General features: G+C 71.1%; 22 protein-coding genes and 1 riboswitch. Of the genes, 17 read left to right on the top strand and 5 right to left on the bottom strand.

The window, feature by feature from the left end; genetic code table 11:
- Nucleotides 1-64: 64 nt before the first annotated feature.
- Nucleotides 65-700, bottom strand: coding sequence for a GNAT family N-acetyltransferase (locus tag HTZ82_RS27315; RefSeq protein WP_175412054.1), 636 nt, complete (start codon nt 698-700; stop codon nt 65-67).
- Between the two features lie 93 nt (nt 701-793).
- On the opposite strand from HTZ82_RS27315, the gene HTZ82_RS27310 reads away from it, so the two are divergent.
- From HTZ82_RS27310 to HTZ82_RS27280, 7 genes are all read left to right on the top strand, one after another.
- A complete protein-coding gene (locus HTZ82_RS27310) occupies nt 794-1,009 on the top strand; it encodes an EF-hand domain-containing protein (RefSeq protein WP_175412053.1) in 216 nt (71 codons plus the stop codon).
- A 274-nt stretch (nt 1,010-1,283) separates the two neighbouring features.
- Nucleotides 1,284-2,789 carry a pyridoxal-dependent decarboxylase gene (locus tag HTZ82_RS27305; protein WP_175412052.1) on the top strand — a complete coding sequence of 502 codons (1,506 nt, stop codon included), beginning with the start codon at nt 1,284-1,286 and terminating at the stop codon, nt 2,787-2,789.
- Nucleotides 2,786-4,342, top strand: a complete 1,557-nt coding sequence (locus HTZ82_RS27300; RefSeq protein WP_175412051.1) for a hypothetical protein — start codon at nt 2,786-2,788, stop codon at nt 4,340-4,342. Before HTZ82_RS27305 ends, HTZ82_RS27300 begins: the two co-directional genes overlap by 4 nt.
- A gap of 50 nt (nt 4,343-4,392) precedes the next feature.
- Nucleotides 4,393-4,821: a hypothetical protein gene (locus HTZ82_RS27295; RefSeq protein WP_175412050.1), complete on the top strand. Its 429-nt coding sequence runs from the start codon at nt 4,393-4,395 to the stop codon at nt 4,819-4,821.
- A 34-nt stretch (nt 4,822-4,855) separates the two neighbouring features.
- The gene (locus tag HTZ82_RS27290) at nt 4,856-5,632 is read left to right on the top strand and encodes a hypothetical protein (protein ID WP_175412049.1); all 777 of its coding nucleotides are present in this window, start codon (nt 4,856-4,858) and stop codon (nt 5,630-5,632) included.
- A gap of 18 nt (nt 5,633-5,650) precedes the next feature.
- Nucleotides 5,651-6,103, top strand: coding sequence for a hypothetical protein (locus HTZ82_RS27285; RefSeq protein WP_175412048.1), 453 nt, complete (start codon nt 5,651-5,653; stop codon nt 6,101-6,103).
- On the top strand, nt 6,100-6,654 hold the full coding sequence (locus HTZ82_RS27280; RefSeq protein WP_175412047.1) for a hypothetical protein: 555 nt from the start codon (nt 6,100-6,102) through the stop codon (nt 6,652-6,654). Before HTZ82_RS27285 ends, HTZ82_RS27280 begins: the two co-directional genes overlap by 4 nt.
- 57 nt (nt 6,655-6,711) lie before the next feature.
- On the opposite strand, the gene HTZ82_RS27275 is transcribed toward HTZ82_RS27280, so the two are convergent.
- The 4 genes from HTZ82_RS27275 to gcvT form a co-directional block, all read right to left on the bottom strand.
- Nucleotides 6,712-8,079 carry an L-serine ammonia-lyase gene (locus tag HTZ82_RS27275; RefSeq protein ID WP_175412046.1) on the bottom strand — a complete coding sequence of 456 codons (1,368 nt, stop codon included), beginning with the start codon at nt 8,077-8,079 and terminating at the stop codon, nt 6,712-6,714.
- A gap of 251 nt (nt 8,080-8,330) precedes the next feature.
- Nucleotides 8,331-9,587, bottom strand: coding sequence for a serine hydroxymethyltransferase (gene glyA, locus HTZ82_RS27270; RefSeq protein ID WP_175412045.1), 1,257 nt, complete (start codon nt 9,585-9,587; stop codon nt 8,331-8,333).
- A 47-nt stretch (nt 9,588-9,634) separates the two neighbouring features.
- Nucleotides 9,635-10,009, bottom strand: a complete 375-nt coding sequence (gcvH, locus tag HTZ82_RS27265) for a glycine cleavage system protein GcvH (RefSeq protein WP_175412044.1) — start codon at nt 10,007-10,009, stop codon at nt 9,635-9,637.
- 112 nt (nt 10,010-10,121) lie between these two features.
- Nucleotides 10,122-11,237 carry a glycine cleavage system aminomethyltransferase GcvT gene (gene gcvT, locus HTZ82_RS27260; protein ID WP_175412043.1) on the bottom strand — a complete coding sequence of 372 codons (1,116 nt, stop codon included), beginning with the start codon at nt 11,235-11,237 and terminating at the stop codon, nt 10,122-10,124.
- Between the two features lie 170 nt (nt 11,238-11,407).
- Nucleotides 11,408-11,513, bottom strand: a riboswitch (glycine riboswitch).
- Nucleotides 11,514-11,662: 149 nt separating this feature from the next.
- Between gcvT and HTZ82_RS27255 the strand changes: the two genes are divergently transcribed.
- The 10 genes from HTZ82_RS27255 (at nt 11,663) to HTZ82_RS27210 (ending at nt 22,074) form a co-directional block, all read left to right on the top strand.
- Nucleotides 11,663-12,331, top strand: coding sequence for an AAA family ATPase (locus HTZ82_RS27255; RefSeq protein WP_175412042.1), 669 nt, complete (start codon nt 11,663-11,665; stop codon nt 12,329-12,331).
- 92 nt (nt 12,332-12,423) lie between these two features.
- The gene (locus HTZ82_RS27250) at nt 12,424-13,206 is read left to right on the top strand and encodes an enhanced serine sensitivity protein SseB (protein ID WP_175412041.1); all 783 of its coding nucleotides are present in this window, start codon (nt 12,424-12,426) and stop codon (nt 13,204-13,206) included.
- A gap of 166 nt (nt 13,207-13,372) precedes the next feature.
- Nucleotides 13,373-14,152, top strand: a complete 780-nt coding sequence (locus HTZ82_RS27245; protein WP_175412040.1) for an enhanced serine sensitivity protein SseB C-terminal domain-containing protein — start codon at nt 13,373-13,375, stop codon at nt 14,150-14,152.
- 206 nt (nt 14,153-14,358) lie between these two features.
- Nucleotides 14,359-16,029 carry an ABC transporter substrate-binding protein gene (locus HTZ82_RS27240; RefSeq protein ID WP_175412039.1) on the top strand — a complete coding sequence of 557 codons (1,671 nt, stop codon included), beginning with the start codon at nt 14,359-14,361 and terminating at the stop codon, nt 16,027-16,029.
- Between the two features lie 121 nt (nt 16,030-16,150).
- Nucleotides 16,151-17,155: an ABC transporter permease gene (locus tag HTZ82_RS27235; RefSeq protein ID WP_175412038.1), complete on the top strand. Its 1,005-nt coding sequence runs from the start codon at nt 16,151-16,153 to the stop codon at nt 17,153-17,155.
- A 1-nt stretch (nt 17,156) separates the two neighbouring features.
- Complete coding sequence (locus HTZ82_RS27230) at nt 17,157-18,110, top strand: ABC transporter permease (RefSeq protein WP_175412037.1); 954 nt, start codon at nt 17,157-17,159, stop codon at nt 18,108-18,110.
- Nucleotides 18,111-18,127: 17 nt separating this feature from the next.
- The gene (locus HTZ82_RS27225; protein WP_175412055.1) at nt 18,128-19,132 is read left to right on the top strand and encodes an ABC transporter ATP-binding protein; all 1,005 of its coding nucleotides are present in this window, start codon (nt 18,128-18,130) and stop codon (nt 19,130-19,132) included.
- Entirely contained in the window at nt 19,129-20,214 is a 1,086-nt protein-coding gene (locus HTZ82_RS27220) for an ABC transporter ATP-binding protein (protein WP_175412036.1), read from the top strand. Before HTZ82_RS27225 ends, HTZ82_RS27220 begins: the two co-directional genes overlap by 4 nt.
- 310 nt (nt 20,215-20,524) lie before the next feature.
- Complete coding sequence (locus HTZ82_RS27215; protein WP_175412035.1) at nt 20,525-21,211, top strand: trimeric intracellular cation channel family protein; 687 nt, start codon at nt 20,525-20,527, stop codon at nt 21,209-21,211.
- A gap of 26 nt (nt 21,212-21,237) precedes the next feature.
- Nucleotides 21,238-22,074 (top strand): thioesterase family protein, encoded by an 837-nt coding sequence (locus tag HTZ82_RS27210; RefSeq protein WP_175412034.1) that lies wholly within the window; start codon nt 21,238-21,240, stop codon nt 22,072-22,074.
- The last annotated feature ends 22 nt before the right edge of the window (nt 22,075-22,096 follow it).

The following is a 22,096-nucleotide window of genomic DNA, read 5'->3' as shown; positions in this document are numbered from 1 at the left end:
AAGCTCTTCGAGCAGGGGGTACCCCCACAGGCGCGAACGGGGGTCTGGGGGCGGAGCCCCCAGCTCAGGCCACCAGCAGTGCCTCCGCGCACACCGGGCGGTACCCCGCGGCCTGGAACGTGCGCACGCTCCGGGCGTTGCCCGGCGGCTGCTGGGCCCACACGACGTCACCCGGCACCAGGTGCCGTGCCGCCAGCGCCAGCTGGAGCCCCAGCCCGCGGCCCCGGGCGGCCTCGTCCACCTCGATCGCGGCCTCCCAGCGCCCCGCGACCGCCCGGCCCAGGATCACCACACCGCCGGCGGCCCGCCACACCCGTACGTCGTCCCGGTACGTGCGGGCCCGTACGACCCGCGGGTGGTCCGGGTCCTCGATCTCGCGCAGGGCCACCGGCGGTTCACCCGGCAGCCGGGTGGCCACCGTCAGCATGTCGACGGTGTCCATGCGGCGGCCCGTACGCGCCATGAACGCCGCCAGGAAGGCAGGGTTCATGGCGGCGGCGAGGGGATCGCACGCCGTGGCCGAGAGCTCGGCCCTCACCCACTCCGGGTCCTCGTCCGTGAACACCACCGAGTGGGCCGTGAAGGCGAGGACGCCCGCGTCGCGCGGGCCCGGCTGGGGGACCACCGTCGTCGAACCGTCCGGCGGCGGGAACTCCCCGCGTGCCGCCGCCGCCAGAATCTCGGCCACCTCGTCCGTCATGCTCCCATCGTGACTCATGGGCCCCGGAAGGTACTTGGCACCCCTCCCGCTACTCTGGCGGCCGTAAGTCAGGCATCAAGAAGGGGTGGAGCGATGGCGGACATCGAGTCTGCGCGCAAGGCATTCGACCGGTTCGACGTGAACGGCGACGGGTTCATCACCGCCGCCGAGTACAAGAGCGTCATGGCCGAGCTGGGCGACTTCAACGTGACCGAGCCGGTGGCGCAGGCCGTCATCAACGCCCAGGACGGCAACGGCGACGGGCTGCTGAGCTGGGACGAGTTCTGGGCGCGCCTCAGCAAGGCCTGACGCCCGCGCGTGCCGGACTGAGCGGCGCCGCCCGGTGGTGAACCGGTGCGGCGCCGCTCGTTCTTTTTCTGGCGAGTGCACGCCACTGGCTGGCGTTATTTCTTGAGAAATGCATTAGAAGGGCGCAGAGAAACGTTCTTCCGTCCCTTCCCGCCATTCGCTGGCCGGATTAATCGGATGGTCTGTACGGATCGGGCCGCTGGGTATTAAATCGTTCTGCCGCCGCCCGGCGGATTCCCATCGCCACGCTCATTCCCAGCGGAGAGAGCCCTTGATGGAAACCCGGTGCGATCCACTCACCGATCCCTTATCCCCGGCGTTCGACGAACGGCGCTTCCGGGATCACACGGAAACCGCCGTCTCCCTCCTCGGCCCGCAGTTGGCCGACACCTCGATCAGAGGACTCGATCTGATCGAGCCCGCCACGCTCGCCAAGGTCGCCAGGGATCTGATGACCTGCGAGCGCGACACCGTCGCCGCATTCGACGAGAAGAAACTCGCGGCGATTCTCGATCTGTACATCAGGACCGGAATCCAGGTCCATTCACCCGGCTACATGGGACGGCAGTTCTCCGGCGTCGTCCCGCTCTCCGGAGTCGTCGACTTCGTCAGCTCCGTGGTCAACCAGCCGTCGTCCTTCTATGAGGCCGGGCAGCTCCCCAACGTGGCGGAACGCCTCATGGCCGACGAGCTGAACCGGTACATCGGCTGGGACCCCGGCACCTTCGCCATGGTCACCACCTCCGGCGGCTCCCTGGCCAACCTGACCGCCCTGCTCGCCGCCCGCAACCGGGCGTTCCCCGACCTGTGGGCCCGGGGCGCCGCAGCACTCCCCGACGGGGTACGGCCGGCGATCGCCGTGGGCGCCGACACGCACTACAGCGTCGCCCGCGCCGCCGGCATCATGGGCATCGGCGAACAGCGCGTCGTCCGCCTGCCCATCGGCCCCGACCAGCGCATCCGCGTCGACGCCGTACGGCCCGCCCTGGACGACGCGCGGCGGCGCGGGCTCAGCGTCTTCTGCCTCGTGGCCTCCGCCGGCACCACGTCGGTGGGCGCCTTCGACCCGCTCGACGAACTCGCCGCCGTCGCCCGCGAACAGAACCTCTGGTTCCACGTGGACGGGGCCCACGGAGCCGCCCTGCTGCTCTCCGAGCGGCACCGCCACAAGCTGCGGGGCGTCGAGCAGGCCGACTCGCTGGCCTGGGACGCGCACAAGATGCTGTTCGTGCCCGCGCCCTGCACCCTGCTCTTCTACCGCGACAAGGCGCACAGCCTCGGCGCGTTCCGGCAGAAGGCCAGCTACGTCTTCGACGAGCAGCCCGACCCGTACACCGCGCTCGACAGCGGCGACAAGAACTTCGAGTGCACCAAACGCCCCATGATCATGCCCCTGTGGGTGCTCTGGTCGCTCTATGGACCCGCACTCTTCCGCCGCAAGATCGACCATCTCTGCGGCATCACGGAGGAATTCCACCACATTCTCCGGGGCGAGCCCGACATGGAGACCCTGCACCGCCCCGAGGTCAACATCCTCTGCTTCCGGCACCGGCCGGAAGAGCTGCCCGACGACGCGGTGCACGCATTCCAGGTGGCCATCCGGAACCGCGTCAAACAGGAGGGGAATTTCTTCATCTCCAAAGTGGACGTCGACGGAGTCGCCGCCCTCCGCGTGGTGCTGATGAACCATCGCATCACCACCGAGCATTTCCACCTGCTCCTCGGCGAGATACGCCGTACCGGGCAGGACATCCTGCACAGGGAAGGGGGACGCAATTGAGCACCGTGACCGTTCCACAGCTCGGACTGCCGCCCGGTGACGCCCGCGAACTGGCGAACTGGCTGATTCCCGACTGGGAGGCGAGGCCGGATTCCCCCGAAGCCGTCGAGAAACTGCCCGCCTTCGCCGGGAAACTGCGCGCCTGCGAACGCGTCTGCCAGGCGCCCTACAGCGAGACCGCCCACGACATCCAGGACGCGCTGGTCCTGCGCCGCCTCCAGCAGATGGTCCACACCGTGCTGCTCAACCCGGTCTGGCGGGAGCGCCTCGCCGCCGCCGGCATCACCGGCGCCCCGGCCTCGTACGAGGACTGGCAGCACATCCCGCTGTCCGACAAGGACACCCAGCGGGACCTGTTCATGGACGACCGCCCCGGCATGGTCGTACCGCTCGCACGCGGCGGCTTCGAGATCGTCGCCAGCGGCGGCACCACGGGCGGGCGCCCCCTGGAGACCGTGTACGCGCTGCGCGAGCTCCGCGACACGTACGAGATCGCCGGCCGCTTCATGGGCACGTACCAGCTCGCCGAGTATCTGCGCGGCAGCGACCCCAAGTGGCTGTACACCACACTGGCCGACTACCAGATGTGGAGCAGCGGCACCATGGTCGGCGGCGTCCTCCAGAACGTTCCCGGCGTCAACTACATCGGCGCGGGCCCGGTGACAGCCCCGGTCCTGGAGCACATGTTCTCCTACCCGGGCCCCAAGGCCCTCATGGGCATCACCGCCGGCGTCGCGCTCCTGGCCGAACTCGGCGCCGGGATGAGCCGGGAGGCGAAGGAGTCCTTCCGCGTCGCCCTGTACGGCAGCGGGGTGCTGCCCCGCCGCAAGCGCGCCGAACTGCAGGCCGTGTACCCGAACCTGGTCATCCTCAGCTACTTCGCCGCCACGCAGGCCGAGACCGTCGGCCTCCAGCTGCGGCACGACTCCCCGTACCTCGCGGCCGTCCCGGGACTGCACCTCGTCGAGATCGTCGACGAGCGGGGCCGATGGGTGGCCGAGGGGGAGGAGGGCGAGCTGGTGGTCACCCGGCTGCACGCCCACGAGGCGCCGCTGCTCCGCCTGAAGCTCGGCGACCGCATGATCCGGCGGCCCCGCGTCGACGGGCCGGGCCTGAAGACCCACCAGTTCGAGTTCGCCGGCCGCACCGGCGACGTCCTGCACCTCAACGACAGCCAGTACTCGGCCCCGCGCGCGTACGACGCGCTCCGCGACGAGCTGCGCGCGGGCCGGCTCGTCGACCTCGACGCTGTCGCCCACGAGCTGCAGTTCGTGAACCACCGCGAGAGCCGCACCCTCACGCTCCTCGTCGCGGCCGACGACCCGAACGGCCTGACGCACCGGCTCACCGCGGCCCTCGGCCCCTACGGCGTCCAGCGCGCCTTCACCACGGCCCTGCCCCGCTCCCTGTCGCTGTTCAACCAGGGCGAGGCCAACCCCGCGTCGATCGAGAAGACCGGCTACCGCTTCCAGCTGCGGTTCGTGCCCAGGTCGTCGGCGGAGATCGAGCGCACCGAGGTCGGCAAGGTCCCGCTCGTCCGCGACCGCGGCTAGACGCAGATCCCGGGACTCCGCCCCCAACCCTCCCAACAGTCAGGAGTGTCATGAAACCGCAGGTGAACATCGTCGTGATGGTCGACGTCATCGGAGCCCTGTCGTCCGGCACCCTCCAGGACGGCAACCTCTCCCTCGTCGACGACGGGCCCTTCGACAGCACCGGCCAGGGCACGCCCGAGCTGTGCACCGTCGTCGCACCCGGCCAGGTCGTGCAGTGGACGGCCCTCGCCGTGGACCTCCAGACCCCCGTCGAGATCAAGAACATCCGCTTCCTGGGCCCCGAGGACGAGGCCGTCCCCGCGCCCGACGGCAACTACACCGAAGAGGGCGAGAAGCTCGACCTCGACGTGTGGAACGGGATCGTCCCCCCGCACATGCCCCGCGGCGTACCGCACCGGTACCGGCTCGAAGTGCAGATGTACGAGGGCGAGCACAGCGTCCTGCACGTGGACTCGCCCGCGCTGATGTGCGTCTGACCACCACCCCACCCGACGAGGAAGGCGGGCCACCATGCCCCAACAGCTGGCCGTCATCGTGCTCGTGGACGTCGGCAACGCGCTGGAGTCCGGGAGCCTCAAGGACAACACGTACCTCTTCGACAACATGAAGCTGCACGGCTCCGAAGGCCAGGGCACCGGCGACCTGGTCACCGCGATCCACGGCTCGTACTGGGCCGACGGCTCCCAGGCGAGCGAGCAGGTGCTGAACTGGCTGCCGTACAGCCTCGGTTCGCTCCCGCCGACCGTGCCGCGCGGCTACCAGGCCGAGCGGGCCCGGCAGAGCGACGCCCAGGCGCTGGCCGACCTGGCCGGCCTGGCCGCGGCCCCCGACGGCACCGCCGACCTGGACCGCATCCGGCGGAACGTCGGCTCCCGCGTCCGCTCCGGAGCCCGTGCCCGCACCTCCGGCGAGGGCAAGGTGCTCGACGTGCGCGGCCGGGTCGTCCACGACCCCGGCGCCGCCGCGCACGCCTACCCGACCCCGGTGATCACCGACATCACCGGAGAGGCCGTCGACGAGAAGATCATCTACCCGGCGCAGTACGGCTCACCGGACCTGGTGACCGACGGCTGGTACTGGTCGGCGTCCATCGACACCTCCCGCCCCGGCACCTACGCCTGCACGATGCACGTCCAGCTCCACGACCTGGTGCAGCGGCGCGGCCAGTGGACATGGGAGCCGGTCGACCTCACCTGCGAGTCCCGGCTGCGGATCACCACCGAGCCGCGCCGCAACGCCTTCACCAAGGCGGGCACGGGCTACCTCCCGATCGCCCCGCAGGCCTGACCCCACGAGGAGAACGCGATGACCACCACCAGGAGCCGCAGGACGCGCGCCACGGCGGCGAAGCGCCCGATCTCCGTCACCGCCGTCGTGGACTGCGTGGGCGCCCTGGCGTCCCGCGCCACGAGCGGGCACCTGTACCTGTACGACACGAACAAGGCCGGCGGCTCCAGCGGCCAGGGCACCGAGGCGCTGCGCACCCGCGTGAAGGCCGGGGACGAGCTGATCTGGACCTGCCTGGCCCTGGAGTGCGAGGCGTACGTCGCCATCGACGGCATCGACATCGACCCCGACATCTGCGAGCCGGAGCGGAGGGTCTTCCCCGGCACCGACGTCGTCTACTGGACCGGCACCGTGAAGAAGGACGCCGAGTCCCCCGTCCCGTACCGGATCGACTTCAGGCTGGGCACGCGCGACGAGCCGGTCCCCACGGCCGTGTCGCCGGTCCTGGTCTCCAAGGAGGAGGGCCGATGAGCACCCGTACGCGGACGAGGACCGCCTCCAAGCAGAACCCCGGCCAGCTCAACTCCGTACAGCTCAACGTGGTCACCCTGGTCGACATGGAGAAGGCCACCGCCCGGGGCACCCTCACCGACGCGATGTACATGATGGACAACAGCGTCGGCGGGTCCGGGCAGGGCACCGGCAGCCTGGAGACCGTCTGCAAGCAGGGCCAGGTCATCAACTGGATCATCCGGCCCCTCGACATGGAGCGGCGGCTCGACGGCACCTGGCCGCCCATGCCGAAGATCAACAACATCGTCGTCCTCGACCACGAGGCGGGGGACGAGGAGGACGTCGCCGAGAACAAGCTCCTCACCGAGCTGAAGATCTACGGCGGCCCGGACCGCATGCGCGACCCGTTCACGCCCGTCTACTACTACTGGGCCGGCACGGTCCTCAGCACCGCAACCCCCGGCCTGTACCACTACCGGCTGGTCGTGGAGCTGGAGCAGGAGCACAAGAAGGAGAAGCTGTACCTGAACACCGTGGACCACCCGTCCCTGCGGGTGCTGGCGGTCTGAGCCCACGCAGTCTGAGCCACGGGGTGGGGTCCCGTCCGTGACGGGGCCCCACCGACCTCAGCACTCGATGATGTTCACGGCCAGCCCGCCCCGGGCCGTCTCCTTGTACTTGACCGACATGTCGGCGCCGGTCTCCTTCATGGTCTTGATGACCTTGTCGAGGGACACCTTGTGGCTGCCGTCGCCGCGCATTGCCATCCGTGCCGCCGTGACGGCCTTCACCGCCGCCATGCCGTTGCGCTCGATGCACGGGATCTGGACGAGCCCGCCGACCGGGTCGCAGGTCAGGCCCAGGTTGTGCTCCATGCCGATCTCGGCGGCGTTCTCCACCTGCTCCGGGCTGCCGCCCAGCACCTCGGCGAGCGCGCCGGCCGCCATCGAGCAGGCCGAACCGACCTCGCCCTGGCAGCCGACCTCGGCGCCGGAGATCGACGCGTTCTCCTTGAACAGCATGCCGACCGCGCCCGCGGCGAGCAGGAAGCGGACCACGCCGTCCTCGTCGGCGCCGGGCACGAAGTTCATGTAGTAGTGCAGCACCGCCGGGATGATGCCGGCCGCGCCGTTCGTCGGGGCGGTCACGACGCGGCCGCCCGCCGCGTTCTCCTCGTTCACCGCCATCGCGTACAGCGTGATCCACTCCATGGCGAGCGCCTGCGCGTCGCCCTCGGAGCGCAGCTTGCGCGCGGTGTTCGCGGCGCGGCGGCGCACCTTGAGGCCGCCGGGCAGGATGCCCTCGCGGGACATGCCGCGGTCCACGCACGCCCGCATGACACGCCAGATCTCCAGGAGGCCCGCGCGGATCTCGGCCTCGGTGCGCCAGGCCTTCTCGTTCTCCAGCATCAGCGCGGAGATCGACAGGCCGGTCTCGCGGGTGAGCCGCAGCAGCTCGTCACCGGTGCGGAAGGGGTACTTCAGGACGGTGTCGTCGAGCACGATCCGGTCCGCGCCGACCGCGTCCTCGTCGACGACGAAGCCGCCGCCCACGGAGTAGTACGTCTTCTCCAGGAGCGTCGCGCCGTCCGCGTCGTACGCCCACAGGGTCATGCCGTTGGCGTGGTACGGGAGGGCCTTGCGGCGGTGCAGGACCAGGTCCTCGTCGAAGTCGAAGCCGATCTCGTGCACCCCGAGGAGGCTGATCCGCTGGTCCGCCTTGATCCGCTCGACCTGCTCGTCGGCGGTCTCGACGTCGACGGTACGCGGCGAGTTGCCCTCCAGGCCCAGGAGGACGGCCTTGGGCGTGCCGTGGCCGTGGCCGGTCGCGCCGAGCGAACCGTACAGCTCGGCCCGTATCGAGGCGGTGCGGTCGAGCAGCCCCTCGTTCTTCAGACGGCGCGCGAACATCCGGGCGGCCCGCATGGGGCCGACCGTGTGGGAGCTGGACGGGCCGATGCCGATCGAGAACAGGTCGAAGACCGAGATGGCCACGGGGGGACTCCTTGGAGGATGGTAGACGCCGCTGTCTGCCGGGTCGTGCGGATGTGCGTGCGGGACATGACGCGGGGCACCGCACTCACCAACCAGTGTGCGCGGTGCCCCGGCTGTGCTTTTCCGGGGGACGACCCCCGGACCCCCGGCCGGGGCGACCGGGGCGCGTCGTGCGGGACATGACGCGAGGCACCGCACTCACCAACCAGTGTGCGCGGTGCCCCGCAAATGGTCTGTAACGTACGTAACGCTTACAGGCCAGGGTAAAGGGGGTACTTCGCGGCCAGGGCCTCGACCCGGGCGCGCAGGGACGGCGCGTCGTAGGACGGCTTCAGCGTCTCCGCGATGATCTCGGCGACCTCGGTGAAGTCCTCGGCCTGGAAACCGCGCGTGGCCAGGGCCGGGGTGCCGATCCGCAGGCCCGAGGTGACCATCGGGGGCCGCGGGTCGTTCGGGACGGCGTTCCGGTTGACCGTGATGCCGACCTCGTGCAGACGGTCCTCGGCCTGCTGGCCGTCCAGCTCGCTGTCGCGCAGGTCCACGAGCACCAGGTGCACGTCGGTGCCGCCGGACAGGACGTCCACGCCCACGGCCTTGACGTCGTCCTTGACGAGGCGCTCGGCGAGGATGCGAGCACCCTCCAGGGTCCGCTGCTGGCGGTCCTTGAACTCGTCGCTCGCCGCCACCTTGAAGGCCACCGCCTTCGCCGCGATGACGTGCTCCAGCGGGCCGCCCTGCTGGCCGGGGAAGACCGCCGAGTTGATCTTCTTGGCGAGTTCGGCCGTGGAAAGGATCACGCCACCGCGCGGACCGCCCAGGGTCTTGTGCGTGGTCGTGGTGACGACATGGGCGTGCGGCACCGGGTTCGGGTGCAGCCCGGCCGCGACCAGGCCCGCGAAGTGGGCCATGTCGACCATCAGGTACGCGCCGACCTCGTCCGCGATCCGGCGGAACGCGGCGAAGTCGAGCTGCCGCGGGTAGGCGGACCAGCCGGCCACGATCAGCTTCGGCTTGGACTCCTTGGCGAGGCGCTCGACCTCGGCCATGTCGACCACACCGGACTCGTCCACGTGGTACGCGACCACGTTGTAGAGCTTGCCGGAGAAGTTGATCTTCATGCCGTGGGTCAGGTGCCCGCCGTGCGCGAGGTTCAGACCCATGATCGTGTCGCCCGGCTTCAGCAGCGCGAACATCGCCGCCGCGTTGGCCTGGGCGCCCGAGTGCGGCTGCACGTTGGCGTGCTCGGCGCCGAACAGCGCCTTGATGCGGTCGATCGCGATCTGCTCGACCACGTCGACGTGCTCGCAGCCGCCGTAGTAGCGGCGGCCGGGGTAGCCCTCGGCGTACTTGTTGGTCAGGACGGAGCCCTGGGCCTCCATGACCGCGACCGGAGCGAAGTTCTCCGAGGCGATCATCTCCAGGGTGTTCTGCTGGCGGCGGAGCTCGGCGTCGACGGCGGCGGCGACGTCCGGGTCCAGCTCGTGGAGAGGGGTGTTCAGAAGCGACATCACGCGGTCCCTAGGGGTGGGGTGGGTGTCGGAGGGGCGGGGGCCGGTCAGCCGGCGAACTCGGTGTACTCGTCGGCGGAGAGCAGGTCCTTCGGCTCTTCCGCGACGCGCACCTTGAACAGCCAGCCGCCCTCGAACGGAGCGGTGTTCACCAGCGACGGATCGTCCACGACGGCCTGGTTCGCCTCGACGACCTCGCCGGTCACCGGCGAGTACAGGTCGCTGACGGACTTGGTGGACTCCAGCTCACCGCAGGTCTCGCCCGCGGTGACCGTGTCGCCGACCTCCGGGAGCTGGACGTACACGACGTCGCCCAGGGCGTTCGCCGCGTGCTCCGTGATGCCGACCGTCGAGACGCCGTCCTCGGCGGCCGACAGCCACTCGTGCTCCTTGCTGTAGCGCAGCTCGGTGGGGTTGCTCATGACCTGAATTCTCCTGTACGCGGGGGAGTGCTGGTGAACGGGGTGCGCGTGGGCGCGGTGGGGCGCGGGCGCGGTGTGCGTGCGCGGGATCGCTTCCGACCCCGCGAGCGTGTCACTTCTGGCGCTTGTAGAACGGCAGCGCCACGACCTCGTACGGCTCGTGGGTGCCGCGGATGTCGACACCGACGCCCTCGGTGCCCGGCGCCGCGTGCGCGGCGTCCACGTAGGCCATGGCGATCGGCTTGCCCAGCGTCGGCGACGGGGCACCGGAGGTGACCTCGCCGATCACCGTGCCGTCCGCCACCACGGCCATCCCGGCGCGCGGCACCCGGCGGCCCTGCGCGACCAGGCCGACCAGCTTGCGCGGCGGCGCGGTCTCGGCGCGCTCGGCGGCGGCCCGGAGCGCGGCCCGGCCCACGAAGTCGCCGGCCTTCTCGAACTTCACGACCCGGCCCAGGCCCGCGTCGAACGGGGTCAGCGCCGTCGTCAGCTCGTGCCCGTACAGCGGCATGCCCGCCTCCAGGCGCAGCGTGTCGCGGCAGGACAGACCGCACGGGATCAGGCCGACCGGCGCGCCGGCCTCGGTCAGTGCCTGCCACAGCTTCTCGGCGTGCTCCGGCGCCACGAACAGCTCGAAGCCGTCCTCGCCGGTGTAGCCGGTGCGGGCGATCAGCGCGGGCACGCCCGCGACCGTGCCCGGGAGGCCCGCGTAGTACTTCAGCCCGTCCAGGTCCGCGTCCGTGAGCGACTTCAGGATGCCGGCGGACTCCGGGCCCTGGACGGCCAGCAGCGCGTACGCGTCGCGGTCGTCGCGCACCACGGCGTCGAAGCCGGCGGCGCGCCCGGTCAGCGCGTCCAGCACGATCTGCGCGTTGGAGGCGTTCGCGACCACCATGTACTCCTGCTCCTGGAGCCGGTACACGATCAGGTCGTCGAGGATGCCGCCGTCCTCCTGGCAGATCATCGTGTAGCGGGCGCGGCCCACGCCGACGCCGCCGATGTTGCCGACCAGCGCGTAGTCGAGGAGAGCGGCCGCCTGCGGGCCGGTGACGGTGATCTCGCCCATGTGGGACAGGTCGAACAGGCCGGCGGCGGTGCGGACGGCGTGGTGCTCGTCGCGCTCGCTGCCGTACCGCAGCGGCATGTCCCAGCCGGCGAAGTCGGTCATGGTGGCGCCCAGCGAACGATGCAGCGCGTCGAGCGCGGTATGGCGGGGGGCTGTGCTCATGGAGGGGCTCCCAGGTTCAGGGGGCATGGGTGGCGAGGACGGTGTGTCCTCCCCATCTGTCATCGGAACCTGAGAGGTTCGCCGTGACCCGGCGACGGGCCCGCGGCTTGCACCTTGGGTGGAGCCGCACCCCCGCGCGTACGCGGTGGCGGCTCGCTTTTCAGATCTGCCTCATCCGTGCGGTGCGGGGCCTGAGAGATTCAAGGGAGGAACTTGCTCCTTCGGCGCCCGGGACGACGGTCACTGACCTGCCCGGGACTCTCCCGCACGGATTCGATCGGCCGGTATGCGGTTGTTTCGGCGCGCACATCATTGCACGAGGGTGCGGATAGGCAAACCCTCGGCTGTCGGCAAATCGCTTGAGCCCTATTACCGTTTCTTTACACTTCTTGGGCAGGCTGTGGGGAGCCGACCCGGGAGGGGCCATGACGATGCAGCGGTCCGGTGTGTACGCCACGACCGCGGGGGTGCCGGCGCCGGCACCCCCGCCGGTGCTGCCCGCCCGCACGACCACCGCCGCCGCACCGGTCCTGCGCGACCTGCGCGACCGCGGCGGGCACGGCCCCCGCGAGCTGGTCTTCGCCCCCGGCGACGTGGTCGTCGTCTCGGGCCTGCCCGGCAGCGGCAAGTCCACGCTCATCCGGCGCGCCGCGCCCCGCTGCGCCATCGACTCCCAGGACGTCCGCGAACGCTGGGAGAGCCGCGTGCCGCGGCTCCTCCCGTACGCCGTCTACCGCCCCCTCGTACGGCTCGCGCACTACGCCGGGCTGCGCCGGGAGCTGCGGTCCGGGCGCAGCGTCGTCGTCCACGACTGCGGCACGCAGTCCTGGGTGCGCCGCTGGCTCGCCCGCGAGGCCCGCCGCCGGGGCGGCGCGCTGCACCTGCTGCTGCTCGACGTGGACCCCGGCACCGCCCGCGACGGCCAGCGCGAACGGGGGCGCGGCGTCTCCGCGTACGCCTTCGCACGGCACCGCAGGGCCGTCGGGCGCCTCGTGCGGGACGCCGAGCGGAGCGTGCTGCCCGGCGGCTGCGCCTCGGCCGTCCTCCTGGACCGCGCGGCGGCCACGGCCCTCGTACGGATCAGCTTCCGCTGACGGTCCGTCGCACACCTGACCGCACGGCGCGGCCGCCGCGCTAGGGTGCTGCGGCACGTACCGGAAGGACCCGGAAGGACACGAGACACACCGTGGACAGCGCAGCCTCACCCACCGTCGACACCGCCTGGCCGGCCAACGAGCTCGAAGAGGTCCTCACCGCGTCCGTCGGCCAGGCCGGCGCGGGCGCGCGCATCGTCGAGGTCCTGGGCCGCAGCCGGGTCTGGGTGCCGCTCCCCAAGGGCGGCGGCCCCGACAGCGCGGGCCCCGGCGCCGCCGGCCTCGACCTGCCGACTCTGGAGCTCGACGGACTGCCGTACGTCCCGGTGTTCACCTCCGAGACCCAGTTCCACGCCTGCGCCGGCGCCCACATGGCGTACGCCGTGGCGCCCGCCGTCGAGTTCGCCCGCGGCCTGCCGCCGCAGCTCGGCATCGCCCTGAACCCGGGCGGCTCCGTCGGCGCCCCGCTCCCGCCGCCCGCCGTCGCCGAGCTGTGCCGCACCGGCCGCACCCCGCTGGACGGCCCGGCCTCCGGGGCCCGCGTGCGGCTGTTCGAGCCCGACTGGCAGGAGGACCCCGTGGACTTCCTGGCCGCGGCGGGCGAGGAGTTCGAGGCGGCGGGCCTGGTCCTGACCGCCCGCCGCGCCCTGGCCAGCGTCGAGGGCGAGCCGCCGGCCCTGTTCGTCGGCGTCCAGCTCTCCTCGTGGGACGGGCCCGAACGCACCGTCCCCATGGACGCGCTCGGCCGGGCGCTCGGCCGCGTCCCGGTGCCCTGGCCGGTCAATCTCGTCCTCCTCGACGTCGCCCAGGACCCGGTCGGAGACTGGATGCTGGAGAAGGTCCGGCCGTTCTACCACCGGGCCGCGGCGGCCTGAGTCTTTCAGCCCGTCCGGCGATTGAGGACAAGCGCCGTTCTGGGGGTACCCCCTGCTCGAAGAGCTTGGGGGAGCGATAAGGGGGTCTGGGGGCGGAGCCCCCAGTTCAGGGGAAGGCCGCTTAAGCTGGACCGGCAAGTCACGCGGAACGAGGGGCGGGATCCAGGTGAGCGCGTCAGGCACGGCGGCGGCCGGACAGGTCGAGCACATGCTGCGGCAGGTCACGCCCGGGCGCTACGACGCGTACGAGTCGCTGCTGCGCGCACTCGCCGACAGCCAGGTGTGGATGCTGCTCTGGCACGGCCGGGCCGGCTCACCCGACGCCCAGTACGGCAACGTCGACCACGAAGGGCACGGCTACGCGCCCTGCGTCACCTCCGCCCAGGAACTCACCGCCTCCGGCTGGAACCGCGCCCACGAGATCGTCGCCGTCCGCGACGTCGCCCGCGCCCTGTACCCCGACCGCTGGGGCATCTGGCTCAACCCGCACGCCCCCGGCGGCGGCCTCGGCATCCCGTGGGCCGACCTGCGCCGTATCGCCACCGGCCTGGAGCGCATGCCCGCCGGCCCGCTGCGCCTCAGCGAGCCCGCCATCCAGCTCCCGCAGTTCTACGCGCTGCTCACGCAGAACGCCCACCGCACCCCGGCGGTCCGCTCCCTGCGCCGCGCCTGGGTGCAGCCCGCGCTCGGCACGGCGTACCTCGCCATCGGCCTCGACCTGTACGACACGAGCCCGGCGTCCGTCGACGCGGTCCGCGCGATGATGCAGCAGTCCGTCGGCGCCGTCCCCGACGGGCTACCGGTGTCGACGGTCGCCATGTCCGACGCGTACGACCCGGTCGCGATGTGGCTGGGCGCCCACGCCCGCCCCTTCTACGACCGTGAGGCCCACCTCTCCGCGCCGCCGCCCGGCACCACCGGCTACGGCTACCCGCAGCAGCGCTGAGCTGCCGTTCAGCAGCGCGCGCCAACCGGCCCATGTGTCGGGGGTGTTAACCGGCGCAGCGGGCTTGTCCCGGATGTGACCGGTTTGGTGAGTGTCCGGGTCTCGACTAGGTATCACCGCTATCCGGACTGTTCTCCGTGCGTCCACCCGTGGGTAGTGTTCGGCCGGTCAAGACCTCATTCACTAGGCCAAACCAGGGGTGGCCCATGCGAATACTCAAGTCCCGCGCCGTCCGCGCGGTCACCGCGGCACTGGCCGTCGGAATGATCGCCACGGGCTGCGCCAGCGAGCGCGGCAAGGACGGCGACAAGGGCGGTGCCAAGGACACCTTCGTGTTCGCGGGCGCCGGTGACCCGGGCTCCCTCGACCCTGCCCTCGCCAGCGACGGCGAAACGTTCCGTGTCACGCGGCAGGCCTTCGAGGCGCTGCTGGAGCACGAGTCCGGCGGCAGCGAGCTCGTCGGCGGCCTCGCCGAGAAGTGGTCCAGCGACCCGGCCGGCAAGGTGTGGACGTTCAACCTCCGCAAGGGCGTGAAGTTCCACGACGGGGAGCCCTTCAACGCGGCGGCCGTCTGCGCCAACTACGACCACTGGTTCAACTGGACGGGCACGTACCAGTCGAGCGCGGTCTCGTACTACTGGCAGAGCATCATGGGCGGCTTCGCCAAGAACGAGGACAAGGAAGCCCCCAAGCCGAACTACAAGTCCTGCACCGCGAAGGACGAGAACACCGCCGTCATCGAGGTCCACGAGGCCTCCGCGAACCTGCCCGGCGGCTTCTCCCTCCAGGCCCTGGCGATCCATTCGCCCAAGGCCATCAAGGAGTACGAGAAGCAGGCCGCCAGCGGCACCGGCGACGCGATCACGTACCCCAAGTACAGCCAGGAGGCCGGCACGGTCGCCGGCACGGGCCCGTACAAGATCGTGAAGTGGAACAAGGGCAACAAGGAAGTCACCCTTGAGCGCTTCGACGACTACTGGGGCGAGAAGGCCAAGGTGAAGAACCTGGTCTTCCGTACGATCGCCACCGAGGAGGGCCGGCGCCAGGCGCTGCAGGCCGGTGACATCGACGGCTACGACCTGGTGTCCCCGGCGGACGTGAAGACCTTGGAGAAGGAGGGCTTCGAGGTTCCGACACGTGACGTCTTCAACATCTTCTACCTGGGCATGACGCAGGAGAAGAACCCGGCGCTGAAGAAGCCCGAGGTCCGGCAGGCCATCGCGCACGCCATCGACCGCGAGAACATCGTCAAGACCCAGCTGCCCGAGGGCGGCAAGGTCGCCACGCAGTTCATGCCCGACACGGTCGCCGGCTGGTCGGACAAGGTGAAGCAGTACCCGCACGACACCAACAAGGCCAAGCAACTGCTGGCCGGTGCGGGCGAGTCCAAGCTGAAGATCGAGTTCTGCTACCCGACCGAGGTCACCCGGCCGTACATGCCGGCCCCGCAGGACATCTTCGAGCAGATGAAGGCCGACCTGGAGAAGGCCGGCATCACCGTCACGCCGAAGCCGATGAAGTGGGCCCCGGACTACCTGGACGCCACCGAGACCGGTGCCTGCGCCCTGCACATGCTGGGCTGGACCGGTGACTTCAACGACGGCTACAACTTCATCGGTACCTGGTTCGCCGGGTACGACAAGCAGTGGGGCTTCAAGGAGCCCGCGGTCTTCGACGCCGTGACCGGCGCCTCGAAGGTGACCGACCCCGCCCAGCGCGTCGCGGCGTACAAGGCGGCCAACGAGAAGATCATGGAGTACCTGCCGGGTCTCCCGATCTCCTCCTCGCCGCCCGCCATCGCGTTCGGCAAGAACGTCAACCCGCCGAAGGTCTCCCCGCTGACGCAGGAGAACTTCGCCGAGGTCTCCTTCAAGTAAGCGCCGTTCCACGCGGGGTCCGCCCGGCCACACTCACCGTGGCCGGGCGGCCCCGCTTCTCACGCATACGCACGCATACGCAACGCATACGCAACGCACACGCAAGAAAGGGGCATGCGGGGTGCTGCGACTCGTCGTACGAAGACTGCTACAGCTGATACCCACCCTGCTCGGCCTGTCGGTTCTGCTCTTCATCTGGCTGAACCGGCTGCCCGGCGGACCCGCCTCAGCGATCCTGGGCGAACGGGCCACGCCGACGGAAGTGGCGCGCATCAACCGGGCCCTCGGACTCGACCAGCCCGTCTGGGTGCAGTACGGCCGCTTCATCAAGCGCATCTTCCAGCTCGACCTCGGCACGTCCACGAAGACCGGGCAGCCGGTGTGGGACGAGTTCGCCCTGCGCTTCCCGGCCACGGTGGAGCTGAGCGTCGCCGCCATGATCATCGCCATCGCCGTCGGCATCCCGCTCGGCTACCTCGCCGCCAAGCGGCGCGGCGGCTGGCTGGACGTCGCCTCGGTGTCGGGATCGCTCCTCGGCATCTGCATCCCGGTGTTCTTCCTCGCCCTCATCCTGAAGGGCGTCTTCGCCGTCAACCTGGGCATCTTCCCCAGTTACGGGCGGCTGTCGACCGGCCTCGACGCGACCAGCGTCACCGGGTTCGCCGTCCTGGACGGCCTGCTCACCGGCGAGTTCGACGCCTCGTGGGACGCGCTCATGCACCTGGTGCTGCCGGCCGTGACGCTCGCGTCGATCCCGCTCGCCGTCATCGTGCGCATGACGCGCGCCAGCGTCCTGGAGGTGCTCGGCGAGGACTACGTCCGCACCGCCGAGTCCAAGGGCCTGGAGAAGCGCGTCGTCCGCGTCCGGCACGTGCTGCGCAACGCCCTGCTCCCCGTGGTCACCGCGATCGGCCTGCTCACCGGGTCGCTGCTGTCGGGCGCGGTTCTCACCGAGTCCGTGTTCGCCTTCGGCGGCATCGGCTCCTTCATCAAGGACGCCATCGATGCCCGCGACTATCCGGTGCTCGTCGGCTTCATCATGTTCATCGCGATGGTGTACGTCCTCATCAACCTGCTGGTCGACCTCGCGTACAGCCTCATCGACCCGAGAGTGCGGGTGAACTGACGTGTCCGCCAAGACCGACAAGATCGACCGCCTCGCGGAACTCACCCAGAGCAACGAGAGCACCTACGGCGCCAGCCTGTGGCGGGAGGCGTTCCGCCGCCTCAAGGCCAGCAAGATGGCCGTCATCGGCGCCGCGATCATCGCCGTGTTCGTCGTGGTCGCCGTCGTGGGCCCGTGGTTCGTGCCGTACTCGCCGACCGCGCAGACCTGGCGCGGCGAGGTCTTCCCCAACCAGGGCGAGTTCGTCGGCATGCGCGGCGACAACTGGTTCGGCCTCGACCACCTCGGCCGGGACATGTTCTCGCGCATGCTGGTCGGCGCCCGCCAGACCCTGCTCGTCGGTGTCGTCTCCATGCTCATCGGCCTGCTCGTCGGTGCCATGATCGGGATGCTGTCCGGCGCCGCCGCCACGCTCGGCGGCAAGGCGGGGCGGCGCGTCGACACCGTCGTCATGCGCTTCATCGACATGCTGCTGTCGCTGCCGTCGCTGCTGCTCGCCGTGTCCGTCGCGGCCGTCATGGGCCAGTCCCTGACGACCGTGATGATCGCCGTCGGTGTCGTCCAGATCCCGATCTTCGCGCGGCTGCTGCGCGGCTCGATGCTGGCGCAGGGCGGCTCCGACTACGTGCTCGCGGCGAAGGCGCTGGGCGTGCGGCGCAAGCGGATCGTGCTGACGCAGATCCTGCCGAACTCGCTCAGCCCCGTGATCGTCCAGGCGACCCTCAGCCTCGCCACCGCGATCATCGAGGCCGCCGCCCTGTCGTACCTGGGCCTCGGCAACCCCGACCCGGCCGTCCCCGAGTGGGGCGTGATGCTCGCCCAGGCGCAGCGGTTCTTCGACAACGCGCCGATGATGGCCGTCTACCCGGCGGTCGGCATCATCATCACCGCCCTCGGCTTCACCCTGCTCGGCGAGGCCATGCGCGAAGCCCTCGACCCGAAGCTGCGAGGCTGAACGACATGTCAACCGCTATGCCACTCCTCTCCGTTGACGAACTCACCGTCACCTTCGGCGGGCGCGGCCGCAAGCCGTCCACGGCCGTCGACGGGGTCTCCTTCACCGTCGACCAGGGGCAGGTCGTGGGCCTGGTCGGCGAGTCCGGCTGCGGCAAGTCCGTCACCTCCCTCGCGCTGATGGGCCTGCTGCCGGGCAAGGGCGTCGAGATCGGCGGACGTGCCGACTTCGACGGCGAGAACCTCCTCGCCATGAGCCCGAAGAAGCTCCGGGACATGCGCGGCAGCAAGCTCGCGATGATCTTCCAGGACCCGCTGTCGTCGCTGAACCCGGTCATCCCGATCGGCGTCCAGGTCACCGAGATCCTCCAGCGCCACCGCGGCCTGAAGGGCGAGGCGGCCCGGAAGGAGGCCGCGCACCTGCTGGACCGCGTCGGCATCCCCGACCCGACGCGGCGGCTCAAGGAGTACCCGCACCAGCTCTCCGGCGGTATGCGCCAGCGCGCGCTCATCGCCATGGCGGTGGCGTGCGCGCCGCGCCTGCTGATCGCCGACGAGCCGACGACCGCGCTCGACGTGACGATCCAGGCGCAGATCCTGGAACTGCTCAAGGAACTGGTCGACCAGGAGGGCACGGCCCTGCTGATGATCACCCACGACCTGGGCGTCGTGGCGGGTCTCTGCGACCAGGTCAACGTGCTGTACGCCGGGCGGGCGGTGGAGTCCGCGGCCCGCCGCGAGCTGTTCGCCCACCCCACCCACCCGTACGCGCACGGACTCCTCGGCTCCATCCCGCGCCTGGACGCCCCGCGCGGCGAGCCGCTCAGCCCGATCCGCGGCTCCATCAACGACAAGATCGCCTGGGCCGACGGCTGCGCCTTCGCGCCGCGCTGCGACCACTACACGCTGGAGTGCCTGACCGGTACGCCCCAGCTCACCGAACCCGCCGCGGCCGGCCACCAGGTGCGCTGCGTCAACCCGATCCTGCCCGCTGCCGCTCAGGACGAGGAGGTCCAGGCATGAGCCTGCTCGAACTGGACGGTGTGAAGGTCCACTTCCCGGTCAAGAAGGGCGTGCTGTTCGACCGCACGGTCGGGCACGTGTACGCGGTCGACGGCGTGTCCCTCAAGGTCGAGGCGGGCCAGACGTACGGGCTCGTGGGCGAGTCCGGCTGCGGCAAGACGACCCTGGGCCGGGCCGTCCTGCGCCTGGTCGACATCACGGACGGCGAGGTCGCCTTCGACGGCACGGACCTGGCGAAGCTCCCCGAGGAGGAGATGCGGAGGTTCCGCCGCCGCCTCCAGATGGTCTTCCAGGACCCGCTGGGCAGCCTGAACCCGCGCCAGAACATCGAGTCCATCCTTACGGAGGGCATGCTCGCGCACGGGATCGGCAAGGACCAGGACGACCGGCGCGAGCGGATCAAGGCGATCCTCGCCCGGGTCGGCCTCCCCGCGAACGCCCTGTCCCGCTACCCGCACGAGTTCTCCGGCGGCCAGCGGCAGCGCATCGGCATCGCGCGGGCGCTGGTCCTGGAACCGGACGTCATCATCTGCGACGAGCCGGTGTCGGCGCTGGACGTCTCCATCCAGGCCCAGGTGATCAACCTCCTGGAGGAGCTCCAGGAGCAGCTCGGCCTCACGTACCTGGTCATCGCCCACGACCTGGCGGTCGTCCGGCACATCTCGGACGTCATCGGCGTGATGTACCTGGGCTCCCTGGTGGAGGAGGCCCCGAGCGACGCGCTGTACGAGTCGCCCAGGCATCCGTACACCAAGGCGCTCATGTCCGCCGTCCCGGTCCCGGACCCGGAGGTCGAGGACCGCCGCGAACGCATCCTGCTCCACGGGGACCTTCCGTCCCCGGCGAACCCGCCGGCCGGGTGCCGCTTCCACACCCGCTGCCCCTGGGCGCAGCCCCGCTGCGCGGAGGAACGCCCGGAGCTGACGGACACGGGCGACGGCCACAAGGTGGCGTGCCACTTCGCCGCGGACATCGCGTCGGGCACCCTCCAGCCCAACCGCCCCTCGGGCGCGGAGGCGGTGGCGGGCACGATCCCGCCCCCGAAGGAACGCTCCGACGAGCCCCTGAAGAAGGCCCTGTAGCCCCCCGGAACGCCGCCCAGCCCCACGGCCAGGGCGGCGTTCCCGGCCCCGGCCGGGCGCTTCACCGGGCCGGTGCCGCCGGTTCCGCTGCGGGCCGCGCGGTGGGCCGGGCCCGCCGGTTCCGCTGCGGGGCGTGCGCTGGGCCGGGTCCGGCCGCCCGCACCCCGTCTTCCCGGCCACGCGCACACCCGGGCCCCGTGCCCCGGGCCCGCCGCTTGGCAGCGCCCCCGCCCGTCGCGGGGCGCCGCAGGGGCGCGCAGGGGGTGAGACGGCGCGCCGTTGGACGTACCGCGCGCGGTACAACAGTCCGGTGCTCCAGGATCTGTTCACCCCCTCCGTCCTCCACGCCCTAGACCTCGCCGGCATCTTCGTCTTCGCCATCTCCGGCGCCCTCCTCGCCGTCCGCAAGAACTTCGACGTCTTCGGCATGGCCGTGCTCGCCGAGTTCACCGCCCTCGGCGGCGGCCTCTTCCGGGACCTCGTCATCGGCGCCGTACCCCCCGCCGCCTTCACGGACCTCGGGTACTTCCTCACCCCCCTCGTCGCCACCGTGCTCGTCTTCTTCCTGCACCCGGTCGTCGAGCGCACCCAGGCCGCCGTGAACGTCTTCGACGCCGCCGGCCTCGGCCTGTTCTGCGTGGCCGGCGCCACCAAGGCGTACGAGTACGGACTCGGCCTCACCGCGTCCGCCGCGCTCGGCCTCGCGACCGCCGTCGGCGGCGGCGTCCTGCGGGACGTGCTCGCCAACGAGGTCCCGTCGCTGCTCCGCTGGGACCGCGACCTCTACGCGGTGCCGGCGATCGTCGGCTCGACGATGGTCGTGGTGTTCATCCAGTTCGACATGCTCAACCCGCTCACCAGCGGTTTCGCCGCCCTGACGGCCTTCGTGCTGCGGCTCATGGCCATCCGGTACCACTGGCGCGCGCCCCGCGCCTGGAACCGCCGCTCGACGGCCACCGAGGAGCCGGAGCCGCCCGTCGGAAAAGCTACCGCTTAGTAATTGCTCGCTGTACCATCCCTGTCATGGACAGCCAGTTCGACCGCGACACCGCGGTGACCCTCCGCACGCCCGGTACGTCGGGTACGCCCGGTGTCTACGACACGGAGCTCTCCGCCGACTGGACCATCTTCGGCGTGGTCAACGGCGGCTACCTGCTCGCCGTGCTGGGCCGCGCGCTCGGCGACGCGCTGCCGCACCCCGACCCGTTCACGGTGTCCGCGCACTACCTGGCGCCCTCCCTCCCCGGCCCCGCCGTCGTCCGTACGGAGACGGTCCGCACCGGCAGGACGCTCTCCACCGGCCAGGCGTCCCTGTACCAGCCCGCCGACGACGGCACCGAGGTCGAGCGCATCCGCGTCGTCGCCACGTACGGCGACCTCGGCACGCTGACCGACGACGTCCGCACCTCCGCCAAGCCGCCGGCCATCCCGCCGTACGAGCACTGCCTCGGCCCCGCCGACGCGCCCGCACCGCTGCCCGGGTCGTCCGAGATCGCCCGGCTGCTCGACCTCAAGCTCGACCCGGCCACCGTCGGCTGGGCCGTCGGAGCCCCGTCCGGCAAGGGCGAGGTGCGCGGCTGGTTCGGCCTCGCCGACGGGCGCGACGCCGACCCGCTGTCGCTGCTCCTGACCGTCGACGCGCTCCCGCCGACCGCCTTCGACCTGGGCCTCGCGGGCTGGACGCCGACCGTCGAGCTCACCGCCCACATCCGCTGCCGCCCCGCACCCGGCCCGCTGCGCGTCTCCATCACCACCCGCAACCTCGCGGGCGGCTTCCTGGAGGAGGACGCCGAGGTCTGGGACAGCGCCGACCGCCTGGTGGCCCAGTCCCGCCAACTGGCCCGCGCCCCGCGCGGCTGACGCCCCGGCCGCGCGCGGCGCG

This window comes from Streptomyces sp. TRM64462 (genome assembly GCF_013362995.1).
In the GTDB taxonomy this organism is placed as follows: Bacteria; Actinomycetota; Actinomycetes; order Streptomycetales; family Streptomycetaceae; genus Streptomyces.
This window is presented reverse-complemented; position numbering and strand designations above follow the sequence as displayed.

Excerpts from the sequence above, each read along its gene's own strand:
- HTZ82_RS27225 (WP_175412055.1), top strand. The coding sequence starts at position 18,128 with ATGCCACTCCTCTCCGTTGACGAACTCACCGTCACCTTCGGCGGGCGC.
- HTZ82_RS27295 (WP_175412050.1), top strand. The coding sequence starts at position 4,393 with ATGAAACCGCAGGTGAACATCGTCGTGATGGTCGACGTCATCGGAGCC.
- HTZ82_RS27280 (WP_175412047.1), top strand. The coding sequence starts at position 6,100 with ATGAGCACCCGTACGCGGACGAGGACCGCCTCCAAGCAGAACCCCGGC.
- HTZ82_RS27315 (WP_175412054.1), bottom strand. The coding sequence starts at position 700 with ATGACGGACGAGGTGGCCGAGATTCTGGCGGCGGCGGCACGCGGGGAG.
- HTZ82_RS27285 (WP_175412048.1), top strand. The coding sequence starts at position 5,651 with ATGACCACCACCAGGAGCCGCAGGACGCGCGCCACGGCGGCGAAGCGC.
- HTZ82_RS27255 (WP_175412042.1), top strand. The coding sequence starts at position 11,663 with ATGACGATGCAGCGGTCCGGTGTGTACGCCACGACCGCGGGGGTGCCG.
- glyA (WP_175412045.1), bottom strand. The coding sequence starts at position 9,587 with ATGTCGCTTCTGAACACCCCTCTCCACGAGCTGGACCCGGACGTCGCC.
- HTZ82_RS27290 (WP_175412049.1), top strand. The coding sequence starts at position 4,856 with ATGCCCCAACAGCTGGCCGTCATCGTGCTCGTGGACGTCGGCAACGCG.
- gcvT (WP_175412043.1), bottom strand. The coding sequence starts at position 11,237 with ATGAGCACAGCCCCCCGCCATACCGCGCTCGACGCGCTGCATCGTTCG.
- HTZ82_RS27305 (WP_175412052.1), top strand. The coding sequence starts at position 1,284 with ATGGAAACCCGGTGCGATCCACTCACCGATCCCTTATCCCCGGCGTTC.
- gcvH (WP_175412044.1), bottom strand. The coding sequence starts at position 10,009 with ATGAGCAACCCCACCGAGCTGCGCTACAGCAAGGAGCACGAGTGGCTG.
- HTZ82_RS27210 (WP_175412034.1), top strand. The coding sequence starts at position 21,238 with ATGGACAGCCAGTTCGACCGCGACACCGCGGTGACCCTCCGCACGCCC.
- HTZ82_RS27310 (WP_175412053.1), top strand. The coding sequence starts at position 794 with ATGGCGGACATCGAGTCTGCGCGCAAGGCATTCGACCGGTTCGACGTG.
- HTZ82_RS27220 (WP_175412036.1), top strand. The coding sequence starts at position 19,129 with ATGAGCCTGCTCGAACTGGACGGTGTGAAGGTCCACTTCCCGGTCAAG.
- HTZ82_RS27240 (WP_175412039.1), top strand. The coding sequence starts at position 14,359 with ATGCGAATACTCAAGTCCCGCGCCGTCCGCGCGGTCACCGCGGCACTG.